At 41.9% G+C, this 14,295-nt stretch carries 10 protein-coding genes and 1 pseudogene; 5 read left to right on the top strand and 6 right to left on the bottom strand.

The features are described from left to right. Position 1: 1 nt before the first annotated feature. Genes FIS9605_RS0108735 through FIS9605_RS0108725 form a run of 3 tightly spaced genes read right to left on the bottom strand, consistent with a single transcriptional unit; the run spans position 2 to position 896 of the window. Entirely contained in the window at positions 2-340 is a 339-nt protein-coding gene (locus tag FIS9605_RS0108735) for a hypothetical protein (protein WP_197036013.1), read from the bottom strand. Between the two features lie 6 nt (positions 341-346). Continuing rightward, the gene (locus FIS9605_RS0108730; protein ID WP_026732249.1) at positions 347-586 is read right to left on the bottom strand and encodes a hypothetical protein; all 240 of its coding nucleotides are present in this window, start codon (positions 584-586) and stop codon (positions 347-349) included. Between the two features lie 55 nt (positions 587-641). Next, entirely contained in the window at positions 642-896 is a 255-nt protein-coding gene (locus FIS9605_RS0108725; protein ID WP_026732248.1) for a hypothetical protein, read from the bottom strand. Between the two features lie 1,011 nt (positions 897-1,907). Here FIS9605_RS0108725 and FIS9605_RS36605 point away from each other — a divergent pair. Continuing rightward, a complete protein-coding gene (locus FIS9605_RS36605; protein WP_035139476.1) occupies positions 1,908-5,513 on the top strand; it encodes an NB-ARC domain-containing protein in 3,606 nt (1,201 codons plus the stop codon). 461 nt (positions 5,514-5,974) lie between these two features. Here the strand turns inward: FIS9605_RS36605 and FIS9605_RS0108710 are convergent, their stop codons facing one another. From FIS9605_RS0108710 to FIS9605_RS0108700, 3 genes are all read right to left on the bottom strand, one after another. Continuing rightward, positions 5,975-7,000 (bottom strand): class I SAM-dependent methyltransferase, encoded by a 1,026-nt coding sequence (locus tag FIS9605_RS0108710; RefSeq protein WP_026732247.1) that lies wholly within the window; start codon positions 6,998-7,000, stop codon positions 5,975-5,977. Between the two features lie 98 nt (positions 7,001-7,098). After that, positions 7,099-7,737, bottom strand: coding sequence for a hypothetical protein (locus tag FIS9605_RS42530; RefSeq protein WP_051469959.1), 639 nt, complete (start codon positions 7,735-7,737; stop codon positions 7,099-7,101). Between the two features lie 124 nt (positions 7,738-7,861). Further along, a complete protein-coding gene (locus FIS9605_RS0108700; RefSeq protein WP_026732245.1) occupies positions 7,862-8,968 on the bottom strand; it encodes a YheT family hydrolase in 1,107 nt (368 codons plus the stop codon). Between the two features lie 157 nt (positions 8,969-9,125). On the opposite strand from FIS9605_RS0108700, the gene FIS9605_RS0108695 reads away from it, so the two are divergent. The 4 genes and pseudogenes from FIS9605_RS0108695 to FIS9605_RS0108680 all read left to right on the top strand — a co-directional run bounded on the left by FIS9605_RS0108695 (position 9,126) and on the right by FIS9605_RS0108680 (position 14,186). After that, entirely contained in the window at positions 9,126-9,869 is a 744-nt protein-coding gene (locus tag FIS9605_RS0108695; protein WP_026732244.1) for a response regulator transcription factor, read from the top strand. A gap of 1,097 nt (positions 9,870-10,966) precedes the next feature. Then, a pseudogene (locus FIS9605_RS36600) lies at positions 10,967-11,932 on the top strand (transaldolase family protein); the annotation flags it as partial. Positions 11,933-12,156: 224 nt separating this feature from the next. Next, positions 12,157-12,795, top strand: a complete 639-nt coding sequence (locus FIS9605_RS0108685) for a histidine phosphatase family protein (RefSeq protein ID WP_026732243.1) — start codon at positions 12,157-12,159, stop codon at positions 12,793-12,795. 149 nt (positions 12,796-12,944) lie between these two features. Next, positions 12,945-14,186 carry an acetate/propionate family kinase gene (locus FIS9605_RS0108680; protein WP_026732242.1) on the top strand — a complete coding sequence of 414 codons (1,242 nt, stop codon included), beginning with the start codon at positions 12,945-12,947 and terminating at the stop codon, positions 14,184-14,186. Positions 14,187-14,295: the final 109 nt, after the last annotated feature.

The raw sequence follows: 14,295 nt of genomic DNA, 5'->3' as shown, positions 1-14,295 counted from the left end.
ACTACTGAGATTTGGAACAATCATTTATCGTTATTTCCTCTCCATCACAAGCAATCGGCATTCCCGCTACAGTTTGGAGAAAATTAAAGTGAGATGGAGATCGATCGGGATTAATTTCAACAATAATTTCCCAAGAGGGAGTGATCAAGGTGGCGCGGATTGGCACTTTTGCAGAAGTTGCCAAGAAGTAAATCAAAGAGCTAATGCTGAGTGCAGCCGCGACTAAAGCAGCGTGAGGTTGAACACTCGACTCTTTATCCATAACACGTATTTCTCCAAGATGCTGAGTTAGTTGAAACGGTAATCTCACCGAATACTGCATGGGGTGGAAAATCTCCATAGACAATTAACGAGCAGATTCATAGATAATGGCGATCGCAAAAACACAGAAGATAAAGACTGCGATGCGTAAAAACCATTCCCACACAATTGGGGATAGAAGCATATGAACGATGGTGGAAAATCCAAAAACTTGAGATAGGACATATGCGATCACAAAACCAAGCAGAGTCAACAGAAAATATTTCAGACCCTTACAAGCCCATTGGAACAGGAAATTACGGCCATCGGTTAGATTAGTTTTCATGGTTTTTGCCCTTTTTTGAGAGTTAAATGTTTACGGTAAGTGAGGAACTGTTGCATCAGTCTTGGTTCATGTAAGTAGGATGAGAAGTGGGAGAATTATCTTCAATAGTTTGAAAAGACTTAGAATTAATACTGACAAGAATCAAGGCGATCGCTGCAATGATTAACAGCAGCCAAGTAGGAGATTGATTGGCAACGTCCCGAACGTCATACCATTCTCGACAGTGAGGACAGAAATAGATATTTTGATTTTGGGGATGCTGCTCAAAACGGCAAGGGGGAAAAGGGTGATTTTGGTATTTACAAGCCATAGAGAGAAACCTCCTGGATAATTAGAGAAAAAATTTTTAATTGAAAGGGTGATACTAAGATATGGAGATAAAAAACGAAGGCTGACGAGCGATCAAATCACTACGTGCCAGCCTTCGTAATTAGTTTTTAATTCTCCAAGCTGAGCCTGAACCAGGGTATTATTTAATTTTTCTAAAACTTTAGCCATCAGTTAGTTTCACAACTGCTTGGCTCTCTTCAAGTATGCTGTTTTCTATCTATGAAATACAGATTACTTAAGACGAGATCACGCACCGATAAGACACGGTAACTTTACAAATAAATTCCGATTTTCTACATTTGAGCTTTTCAAAACCTGCTACTACGGAGCCATACCCTGTTCTCGACAGGATCTCAAGAATCCCTTTTTCTACTAATAGTTCGTCTTCATTTAGAACAGCCTGAGAGCGTTGCCGCGACATATAATCGTGCAGTTGCTCTAAACTGCAATAACAAGAGCTATGGGAACCGTAGACAAAAATTTAAACCCTTGCACTCCCCCATCATTTGGGCGTTTTAAGCAATCGACGAATAACCTACCTTCTCTAGCAGTTTTATACTCGCGTAAGGTATGCTTAATCGAATCAAAAAGTGAATCAAGAGGATTTGAGTTAGTGTTTGGCATACCATAGTAGTCCTTAACTCAAAGGAAATTACTTGCCACTCCACACTACAAAGTAAGTAATTTAATTACTGGAGTACCTCACAGTCTCTAAATCCTGGATTAACTCACAGTATATAAATATGACTCACAGTGTATAGTGCTATCATGAGAACTGTCAACCACTCTATCGTGAAGTTCCATCCAAAGAGGTAGCCAGAGAAAATTTCTAAAATGCTGGTGTTAGAATTTTCAGAGACTTGAAACATCTTTAGCTAAGGTATTCTAGTGTTTTGAAGCTATCTCACCTGACAAAATACCTATCGAGTCTATAAGAGAGAGTAAGTACAACCTCACACTTGATAGCTACGTCACAATACAGCTTTATATTATGAAGTCTAAGATTCCTGAAGATTTTCTGAGAGTAGTTGCTGCTAAATATAATCTGTCAGAAGCAGAGTTAGAGGCGTTAGATTATGCCCTAGCGGGACAGACAACAAAGGATATCGCAGCCACCTTAAGTATTAGCGATGTAGCAGTGCGTAAGAGACTTGGATCGGTTTATCAGAAATTTGATATTTCCGGAAGCACTGCTGGAAAATTAACAGCGCTAAGGGGTATCCTTCAGGAGATATACCGAGCATCTCAAATTACTACTTCACAACTCCATCAAGATTGGGGGGAAGCAGCCAGAGAATTAGTCTTCTATGGGCGCGTCAAAGAATTATCTAAGTTAGAGCAGTGGATTACTACAGATCGTTGCCGACTAGTAGCCATTCTGGGGATGGGTGGAATTGGCAAAACAGCCCTCTCGATTAAACTTGCAGAACAGCTTCAGAATCAGTTTGAGTACCTGATTTGGCGATCGCTCCTGAATGCACCACCACTTCCAGAACTGTTGGCAGATTTAATCAAGTTTCTCTCTAACCAGAAGGCAAAAGACATACCAGATACTGTAGACAGTAGAATTACCCAGTTAATTAAGTATTTGAAGACCTCACACTGTCTACTTGTTCTAGATAATGTTGAGTCAATACTTCAGAGTGGTACGCGCGCAGGGCAATATCGAGAAGGCTATAGAGAATATGGCAGTTTACTCAAACGAATTGGTGAATCAGACCATCAAAGTTGTTTAGTTTTGACCAGTCGTGAGAAACCTACAGAACTAGCGACGCTAGAAGGGAGAACGCTTTCTACTCGGTCATTACAATTAGTTGGACTGGAAGAACCAGAAGGAAGAGAGATTTTTGCAGCCAAAGGACTTTCAGGATTGGAGAAAGACCAGAGAGACTTGATTGAGCGTTATGGAGGCAATCCTCTAGCACTTATGATGGTTTCTACAACCATTCAAGAGTCATTTAATGGCAATATTGCTGATTTTTTAGCTCAAGGTACAGCAGTTTTTGGTGACATTAGCGATTTGGTACAACAGCAGTTTAATCGTTTGTCAGAGCTAGAAAAGACAATTATGTACTGGCTAGCGATTAATCGAGAGCCAGTAACATTAGCAGAGTTAGGCAAGGATATTGTACCCCCAGTATTGCCATCAAGATTACTGGAGTCTCTAGAGTATTTAGAGAGGCGATCGCTAACAAATAGGAGTGCAAATGGCTTTACACTACACAACGTGATCTTGGAGTATATAGTAGACCGATTGGTAGAACAGATTTGTGAAGAGATTAGAACTGAATCTTTCCATCTGTTTGATAGCCATGCTCTGATCAAAGCTACAACTAAAGATTTTGTTAGACAATCTCAGATTCGCTTTCTCCTGGAACCGATTGCAGATCGTCTGAATACTTTGATTCCTCATCGCAGTATTGAAGACTGGGCAAAGCAGACTTTATCAAAGTTGAGGGAGCAAACTCAGCCATTAAAAGGTTACACAGCAGGAAATGTTTTGAATCTTCTTTGCCATTTGAAGATTGATTTAAAGGGATACGATTTCTCGGATCTGACCATTCGGCAGGCATACCTACGAGGTGTAAGCTTACCTCAAGTTAATTTAGCTCATGCCAATTTTGAGCGGTCAGTATTTACTGAAACCTTTAGTAGTGTATTATCAGTGGCATTTAGTCCAGATGGCGAACGTCTAGCAGTAGGGGACGCCAATGGCGAAATTTACTTGTGGCAGGTTTCAGGGTACCAGTGGCTGTTAACTTGCAAAGGACATAGCGATCGCATATTATCAATTGCTTTCAGTCCCGATGGAAAAAAAATAGTCAGTTGTAGTGAAGATAAAACAGTCAGGCTGTGGGATTTGGATACTGGAAAATGCTTAAAAATTCTCAAAGGTCATACTAGTCGTGTATTATCAGTTGCCTTCAGTCCCGATGGAGAAAGAGTAGCAAGTTGCAGTGAGGATAAAACAATCAGGCTATGGAATTGGGATAAGGATGAGGAAGAATGCACAAACATCCTCAAAGGACACAAAAACTGGGTGATATCAGTTGCCTTCAATCCTGACGGTCAAATCATCGCCAGTAGTGGTGATGACCAAACAGTGAGATTATGGAATGTAGATACAGGAAAATGCATAAACATCTTGAAAGGACACGAAGACTGGGTAATCTCAGTCGCCTTTAGTCCTGATGGTCAAATACTTGCTAGTGGCAGCGATGACCAAACAGTACGCTTGTGGAAAGTGAACACAGGGAAATGCATTAAAAGCCTCAAGGAACACGAAAGCCGTATATGGTCAGTTGCTTTTAGTCCCGATGGTCAAACCCTAGCCAGTGGTAGTGAAGACAAAACAGTCAAGCTATGGGAAAGACAACAGGATGAGCGCACAGGCGAATATCAATGGAAATATAAGGAAAATCTCCAGGGACATATTAATCGCGTCAGGTCAGTTGCCTTCAGTCCAGATGGTCAAACCCTAGCTAGCGGTAGTGAAGACCAAACAGTGAAACTGTGGGATGTACGCAAAGGTGTGCGTAACGTCAAGTGCATTAATACTCTACAGGGATATACCAATCAGGTATGGTCAGTTGCCTTCAGTCCAGATGGTCAAACCCTAGCTAGTGGCAGTGAAGACCAAACAGTCAGGCTATGGGATGTACATACAAAGGAATGTAAAAAAACTCTCAAAGGACACACTAACAAAATATGGTCAGTCGCCTTCAGCCCGGATGGAAAAACACTAGCTAGTGGTAGCGACGATCGCACAATCAGGCTATGGGATGTCCAGACAGGGAAGTGCTTAGATATTCTTAAAGAACACCTAAATTGGGTAATAGCAGTCGCCTTCAGTCCAGATGGTCAAACATTAGCCAGTGGTAGTGAAGACAAAACAGTGAAGTTGTGGGAGAGACAACAGGATGAACGCACAGACGAATATAAATGGAAATATAAAAAGACTCTACAGGGACATACTAGGTGGGTAAAATCAATTGCCTTCAGTCCTGACAGTCAAACCCTTGCGAGTGGTAGTGCCGATTTAACAGTGAAGCTGTGGGATCTACACACAGGAAAATGTGAAACTCTGGAAGGACACACCAACAAAGTGTGGTCAGTCGCCTTTAGTCCACAAGGTAATACACTTGCTAGTGGCAGTGAAGACCAAACAATCAGGCTGTGGGAGAAACAGCAGAATGCACATACAGGGGCATATGCATGGGAACATCAAAAAACTTTACATGAACATACTAACCGTGTATGGACGGTGGCATTTAGTCCAGATGGTCAAACATTAGCTAGTGGTAGTGATGACCAAACAGTACGCTTGTGGAATGTAGACACGGGGAGATGTGAAAAGACTTTGGAAGGGCATACTAATTGGATACGGTCAGTCACATTCAGTCCTGACGGTCAAACCTTAGTTAGTAGCGACGAGGATGAAACAATTAAATTTTGGGATGTGAAGACAGGTAAATGTCAACACACCCTCAGAATCTCCAGACCCTACGAAGATATGAATATCAAGGGTGTCACAGGTTTAACAGAAGTTGAGAAAGCCTCGCTGATTTCTTTAGGTGCTAATACCAATTCTCCATGATGTTGATCGCCCTCATGCTGGAAGCCTAAGAGGATGTTTGGAAAGTCCTTACTGATATAGCAAACAGTTGCAGATCTCCCTAAATCCCCCTTGGAAAGCAGGGTGGTTCATACGACCCAATAAAAATTTGAATCCCTACCAACTTCTTAAACTCTTTGTGTTCTACCCTGCACCGAAGCCCTCCGGGTACTCTACCTTGAGCCGCGCTGCGCGCGTCTACGCCAGTCCCCCAACCCTTACGGGAAGCCGCTGCGCGTCTACGTGACGGAGACCGCCTTTGGTGGTGGGCTGGTCTCACCGCTTGCGCGTCTGTTCATTAACATAAATATCTCTGGGTGGGAAGGGACTAATTAATTTTTCTAGTGTTTGTATGAAACCACCCTGCTAAATCCTCCTTGGAAAGGGGGACTTTAAGACAATTTCCCCCCTTTTTAAGGGGGGCTAGGGGAGATCTGTGTTTTTTAATTTTTCACCAGGTGCAAAACTAACCAGTAATGATCGTGCCTATCTGGAATTTCTAAGACTTTAGACACAGAAAATCCCATCTTATCACAATAACTAGTGACATACTCGCGTGAATAAATACGAGTAAAAAATGATTCTTGATAAAAGAAGTTGTCAAGGAAACGACGATCGCACGTAAAATCAGTCCAAATTTCTCCTCCTGACTTGAGAAAATCACTCAAGTATTTCAACGTTTTGAAAGGATTTGACATGTGCATCATGATTTGCAGCGCAATAATTAAGTCAAAACAAGAGTTTTCAAAAGGCAAGTTATTAATATCAGCTTGACAATATTTCACTTTTTCAAGATGAGATAACTCTTGAGCTTTACTCAGCATTGACTGAGAAATATCTACATTTATGACTTCTTTGGCACTTTCATAGATGCTCTGTAATCTACCAAAGCCACTACCAACATCAAGTATGGTTTTATCTTGAGTTTGGATTTTTTGAGCTAGACAATTCAGGTAGAAGAGATGTTTGCTCTTTGCGACTTCGTTTTGCCAGGAAAACAGAAATTTTGCATCAGCAAAGTATGAACGTAGATTTTCATCTGAGTCAAAAAAACGTTTGGCAGCAAGATAATGAACCTTATACCATAGTTCACATAGCATTTTTAGCTGGTTGAATTCAGGAAGCAAAAATATATCCAAATGATAAAATTCAGAATATTCAGAACATATATGATTAACAAAGTCATTTATCGTTAACCAGCGTCCAAAGTTTGTTAAGAGCAGCTGCCGAAAAATCAGATCGGGAATTTTGATTACAGCTGATACACCAGCTGGTTGAATTCCATTTAGCATGTGAAAGTATGCTTTTGTATCGGCAAATACAACCTCTACTATTAAATCTTGAAAAAATTCAACTACACTCAGTTCCTTGGCGACTTCTACAATGTGAGGCTGAATCCAGGTATACTGTTTGATTGCTTCATGAAAATCTAATTCAAAAAAATCGCTGGAGCTATTATTTGTTAACATTTAACCTCAATTAATATTTAGCCAAAGAAATGTGCTTGCTTTGGCTCATGCGAGCGATCGCCAATTATACCTTAATTATCTGCTTATGCTTAAACGTCTCACTGCTTAGCTATTTCTACGTGTTTTTTGTACACAAACCAGGTTGGTCGCCTATTTCCATTTTGCTGATTATTGCACCTGCTAGGTAGATTCTCGAATGTCATTGCCCAGTAATCTTCTGGTTTCTCGACGTTCCCGTAGTACTTGGATTGTTCATCAATGTTTCTAACCTCTCGCGGAATTTCTGGTTCTTTATAGGACAAGACAGGTAATTCTTCATTTTGTTTGACATAACACATTTGGCTCTCTGAAACAATCTCAGGTGACTGTTTATACCAGTTAACCCGCCTTTTCAAATAAGTACCTGTGGGTTCAACAACCCTTAAAGAAGTCGTTGAAGTCGTTGGTGTGGGTTGCGTCTTCTCAGGAGTCGGTGTAGGTTGTGTCTCGTTAGGAGTTGGTGTAGGTTGTGTGACGATCGGTGTAGGTTGTGTCTCGTTAGGAGTTGGTGTTGATTCTGTAACGATCGTTGTGGATTGTGTCTCGTTGGGAGTTGGTGTTGGTTGTGTGGCGATTGGTGTGGGTGACGATGTAGGTAATGAGATGTTACTGGGGATAGTGCAACTATTAAGAAGTGCTGTTGCACTCGAAGCAAGTAATGGGAGGAGGTAGATACTCCCTTTGACTGGTTGTGCCATGATGATTGCTTTGATTTTTCGATAGGTACACCGTTCGGGTGTGCCTATTATCTATAGTTATATATTTATGTAATTTGGTAATTATGCTGTAGACAGAATTGTTTAACTATGATGGCAATCAAAGTCAAAGTGGGATTTCTTCAATCCACTGCAAAACTCGATTCCATGCCCACCAAACATCGGGGTCTTTTGCTTGCTGCTGACATTCTTTACTACTTATATAACCCACATGACCGCCGTAACGAGTAAGTAACAAATCTATCATTGGGTTATTAGCACAGGCAGCTTGTAAATCAGGTACGATCGCCGGATCAAAAAGCGGATCGTCTTCAGCATAAATAATCAAAGTCGGTTTTTGCAGATTCGGCAGTAATGGTAAGGCACTGCTGGCATCATAATAAGCTTCTGGCGAAGAAAAACCTAAACGTTCAATCACTAATTCTTTGTCAAAGCCCCAAATACTATTTGCTCGTTCAATTGCTGCTGGGTCAATACTACCAGGATGGGCATCATGAATTCGCCATGCCAGTTTTTTCAGTTGACGGGCGATCGCTTTCTCTATATATCTACCAAAAGGATGCTTGACTAAATAAGCAAGCGATCGCCGAGAATCCAAACTAGGACAAATTACCGCCGCACCGTCGATGTCATCTGCTTCTAAGCCTAAAGTGGTGAATTGGTCATCGGGCATTGAGCATTGGAAATTACCATTGCCCTTTGCCCCTTGCCCCTTGCCCAAATCCTGTACCGCCTTCACTCCCCACAACGCCAATTGTTCCCCTAAAGAGTACCCTGTAAACCAAAATTTCCCCGGACACCCCATTGCTTTGGCAGCTGCTGCAATGCAGAGAAAATCTTCGCCTTCGTACAATCCATCGCTAGTTAATGTAGGCGATAACTGGGCTGTCTTGCCGTGGGCGCGCCAATCAAATAACACAACTGCATATCCTTGAGCATAGGCTTTACGTCCCAGCAGTCTCAGAAACCATTGATTTTCTAAATCACCTGTAATGCCGTAAGTACCCACAATCGTACCGCGAGCGCTTTTAGGAATGGCTACCCAACCAAAAATTGGCACGCCTTGCCCACCGATAAAAATTTGTTCCTGATAAGGTGGTTCTGAGTATTTAGTAGTTTTTTCCCAGTTACGCCCAGCCCAAAGCCCTGTGTAGACAGTCATTGTCACACCATTTTGCAAAAAGCGCGGTGGATTGTATGGCCAGTAACACATTGCGTCTAGAATTTAGTCTAACTTGAACTTGTTTTTCAAATCTTTCAATTTTAATCTTTATGTTAGATTTAAAATATTTTTTATAATCGATTAAGCAATCTTTGTATCTACCAAAGGTTCTTATTTATCCTTAATAAGTAGTAATAAATTTTTAATAATGCCGAGGATTCTAGTCATAGACGATGACCCAGCAATTTCAGAATTAGTTGCCGTCAACTTAGAAATGGCTGGCTACGATGTCAGCCAAGCGGAAGATGGCATCAAAGGACAGGCGCTAGCTTTACAGCTACAGCCAGACTTGATCATGCTCGATCTGATGTTGCCCAGAGTAGATGGATTTACAGTTTGTCAGCGCTTGCGGCGGGATGAACGCACAGCCGAGATTCCCGTATTGATGTTGACTGCTCTCTCGCAAACTCAAGATAAAGTGGAAGGCTTCAATGCAGGCGCAGATGATTACCTGACTAAACCGTTTGAAGTTGAGGAAATGCTAGCACGAGTGCGGGCGCTATTGCGACGTACTGACCGCATTCCTCAAGCTGCCAAACACAGTGAAATTCTCAATTACGGGCCCTTAACTCTGGTTCCGGAACGATTTGAGGCGATATGGTTTGGTCAGACGGTGAAACTAACTCACTTGGAATTTGAGCTACTTCACTGTTTGTTGCAGCGACACGGTCAAACCGTTTCCCCCAGTGAAATTCTTAGGGAAGTCTGGGGATACGATCCAGATGATGATATTGAAACCATTCGAGTTCACATCCGCCACTTGCGAACAAAACTAGAGCCAGATCCCCGTCATCCCCGTTACATCAAGACGGTATATGGTGCCGGATACTGCTTAGAGTTACCCAGTACGCCCCAATCAAGTGAGAGTGTCTCCGTATCGCAGGTTGAGTAAAATCGCGTAAATGCTGTTAAATTAGCTGATAAAATTGGCACTCTAAGCTGTGATAACTTAGAGAGTGCCAACAGAGTTTTGCATGTTTTAAATCTAGTCCTGAAAAAACATGCTGCTAGTAGGGTGCCTTAACGGTAACACCGTAACGCATAGCTGTAGATCCAAGGTGCGTTACGCTGTCGCTAACACACCCTACAACTAGTATATCTGTATATATTTAATGCAATTATTTTTACTTCCCTAGCCTCTAGAACGTCGATTCAGTATTCAGAAATTGTCTTTATGGGTGAGAAAGGGAGAGAGGGAAAGGGGGAAGACATGTGTTTTCTAAACAGCTTGTTTTTGTAATGTTTATGCTTGCATCTAACATTACTTTATCGAGTCAGCAAAACTGAGATCTTGCATCATTTGATTGAAAGAGTCAGAGGCTCTAATACTCGACCACACTAATTTTGATAGGTTTGTAGTCAGGGCTTTAGCCCTCATTTAAGTACTAAAGTACTTACTACAAACTTTCTTAGCCTGTCATAATCTGTGTGGCAGACTACTAGTTCTCGTTACCAGGTTGAATCTGGTAACGAAGCTGGTGGGCTACTGCCTCCAGGCTATTGCATAGGCATGCAAGATGTGAATCAAGCTAAATTGAGCTTTAAGCCAAGAAATTTATTTCTTCGTGGACAAGAAAGTAGATGCAAGATATGTTGATACAAAATACCAGTTAGATTTTCATGATTTCAGTAATAATCCTGTATATTCCCCCAAAATTCATAATCAAAAAAAGATAGTCTTAAAAATATCTATATTTATATCTAGCTGCATACTTAATCTAGATATAAAACTAGCTTAAGTGGCTTATCTGCTCTTGCATTTATTCTTAACAGTAGTCAAAAATTAAAATACCTATATTCTATCCTGATTATAGGAATACCAATGCGAAAAATTAGGTTCATTGAATTTCTGAGTTTGAATATAGTTAAGCCCTGACTGAAAACAGTAAAACTTATTTAGAAGTAGGAGAAAGATTGTAAGAAAAACTTACATCCTCTATATTCAAATCACCTACACTCTCAGTGAGTCACTCTTTGGGTATGAAAAATATATCTAAAAGCTGGTTAGAGCAACTGCAAAAAATTACCCTTGTGGTTGCAGATACAGGAGACGTTAGGGCAATTGAAAATTTCAAACCGCAACAGGCAACTACTAATTCCTCTCTGATTGCTGCTGCTCAGATGCCTGAATATCGAGACATAGTCAATCAAATTTTGCTACAAGCAAAGCAAGAAGCGGGTTTAGGAGCAACAGTCGATAAAATAATTACCTTAGCGTTTGACCGTCTAACTATATGGTTTGGACAAAAAATTCTGGCAATTATTCCAGGTTGGGTGTCAACTGAGATTGATGCACGGTTGTGCTACGATACAGAAGCAATAATCGCTAAAGCACGTTATCTCATTTCTCTATATGAAGCAGCTAGTATTTCCAGAGAGCGAGTTTTAATTAAAATCGCGTCTACTTGGGAGGGTATTCGTGCAGCTGAAGTTCTGGAGAAAGAAAGAATTTATTGTCACCTAAATTTGCTGTTTGGTCTTCATCAAGCGATCGCCTGTGCTGAAGCTGGTGTAACATTAGTCTCTATGATGGTGGGACGAACTGTGAACTGGTTCAAGAAAGAAACAGGACGTAAATGTTACCCAGCAGCGAAAGATCCGGGTGTTTTATCGGTCAGACAAGTTTACAACTACTATAAAAAATTTGGCTATCAAACCCAAATTATGGTAAGAGGCTTTTGTAGTATTGATCAAATCGCAGAGTTGGCTGGCTGCGATATGCTCGCAATTTCACCTGTTCTTCTTCAAAAATTGCAATTAATCAAAGCAGAATTGCCTCGCAAGCTCGATTCAGCCCTTGCTGCCAAAGTGCATATTAGAAAAATACACCTCGACAAACAGACTTTTTACCAGATCCACCAGGCAGATCGCATGGCATACCAAAAACTAGAAGAAAACATTGTTGGTAGGTCGAAGGCGGTAATTGCTCTAGAAAAACTTCTAGCAGAGCGATTGGAATACTTGATGAGTACCTCGAAGAATAGCTGCGTACCTGAAAATCTTTTTCGAGTATGTGACTTGAACGGTAATGGTTTTATTACCCGCACAGAGTGGGGCGGAACTGATGCAGTATTTTTATGCTCTAGATGCGAACAACGAAGCAATCATAACTCCTGAAGAAATAGCGGGGGATTGATAGCTGCATTCTGCTTGTCACAAGTTAAATTTGGAGAGATTTTATGGCTCTAAAACTCTATTTGCTGCGGCATGGAGAAACGATTTACAGCCAGACAGGAGGATACTGCGGAGAACTAGATCCTGAACTTACACTAGAAGGGACGCTAATGGCCAAGGCATTCGCCGAAGCATATAGCTCTATACCCTGGACAGCGATTTATGCCAGTCCCAAGAAAAGAACTATTGCTACAGCAAAGCCTTTGTGTGATGCCATCGGGATGGAAATGCAACTCCGGGATGGGCTGAAAGAAATCAATTATGGTCAGTGGGAAGGTCAAAATGTCGATTTTGTCAAGCAGCACTACTTAGAAGATTATCTTCATTGGCTGGCAGAACCTGCTTGGAACCCACCCACTGGTGGAGAAACAGCTGTTCAAATAGCCAGCCGCGCCTCGTTAGTGATTGCAGAAATCCAAGAAAAATATCCGGAGGGTAATGTTTTAGTGGTTTCCCACAAGGCAACCATCCGGATTATACTTTGCAACCTACTGGGCATCGATTTGGGACGCTACCGCGATCGCATTGACATGCCCGCCACTTCTGTCAGCATTGTAAAGTTTGACGTTCACGGGCCCTTGCTGCAAGTATTGGGCGATCGCAACTACATGACAGAAGAATTACGCTTGCGTCCAGGTACTTAATAGATGGGGAGATGGGGAGGTGGAGAGATGGGGGGATGGGGAGAGTGGGGGAGTTTGGGAAGTAAGAAATAATGAAATCACCACCAACCACTAACCACTAACCACTAACTAATGACCAATGACAAATGACCAATGACAAATGACTAATTATGAAAATTTTAGTGATGAATGCTGGGTCAAGCAGCCAAAAAAGTTGCTTGTACGAAATAGCCAGCGAGCAATTACCAGAGTATTCCCCAAAGCCACTTTGGGAAGCCAATGTAGACTGGACTCACTATCAAGGATTTGCCGAACTCAAAGTTAAAACCGCTCACAACACAGTTCTAAAAGAAAAAATCAAAGCTGATTCTCATGCATCTGCAACCGAGCATGTGCTAAATACTCTCCTACAGGGAGATACGCAGGTGATTGAAGAAGCCAAAGAAATCGATGCAGTTGGTCATCGGGTGGTGCATGGCGGTCAGGAATACTACCAAGCAACTGTAGTTACAGAAGAGGTGAAAGCAGCCATCGATCGCTTATCGACTTTCGCCCCGATTCACAACCCAGCCAACTTAGAGGGAATAGAAGCAACTGAGAAAGTATTCCCTGAAGCTTTGCAAGTAGCAGTATTCGATACAGGCTTCCACAGCCAAATTCCTTTACCTGCTGCTGTTTACCCCGGCCCCTATGAATGGTACGAGCAGGGTATTCGTCGCTACGGATTCCACGGTATTAACCATCAATACTGCGCTCAACGTGCAGCGCAATTGCTAGGTCGAAATTTAAATTCTTTGCGTCTGATCACCTGTCACTTGGGTAATGGCTGCTCTTTAGCAGCAATCCGAGCAGGAAAAAGCATCGACACAACAATGGGATTTACGCCTTTAGAGGGGTTGATGATGGGGACTCGCTCAGGTTCCGTTGACCCTGGTATCCTGATTTACCTACTACGAAAAGGAATCGATGCCGATCAATTAGATGAAATTCTCAATCGTGGTTCTGGGTTGAAAGGGATTTCTGGCTTGTCCGCAGATATGCGTTCCATCCAAAGCGCCATAACTGAGGGAAATTCCCGCGCTCAGTTGGCTTTTGATATGTTTATCCACAGACTGCGATCGCACATCGGTTCTATGCTGGCTGTATTAGGAGGATTAGACGCTCTTATATTTACTGCTGGGATCGGAGAAAATCACGCGCTAACACGAACGGCTGCTTGTGAAGCGTTTGCATTTTTGGGACTAAAACTTGACGAAGCGAAAAATCAGGCTTCACCAAAAGATCAAGACATTGCAACGGCAGATTCTGCTATTCGCGTCCTAGTCATCCCAGCAGAAGAAGATTGGGCGATCGCCAAAGAATCCTGGCATTTGATGCGTACGCACAACGCTACGCGCCAGGGAAAAGGTTAAAGCTTCACTGAGGAAAAGGAGAAAGGTTCAAGGGAAAAGGAAGGATTATTTCCTTTCTTTACTTTATCTTTTTACCTTTGACCTTCTTGATTTTCTCCTTACCCCTTCC

Origin of the sequence: Fischerella sp. PCC 9605 (genome assembly GCF_000517105.1) — a bacterium.
Classification (GTDB): domain Bacteria; phylum Cyanobacteriota; class Cyanobacteriia; order Cyanobacteriales; family Nostocaceae; genus PCC9605.
This window is presented reverse-complemented; position numbering and strand designations above follow the sequence as displayed.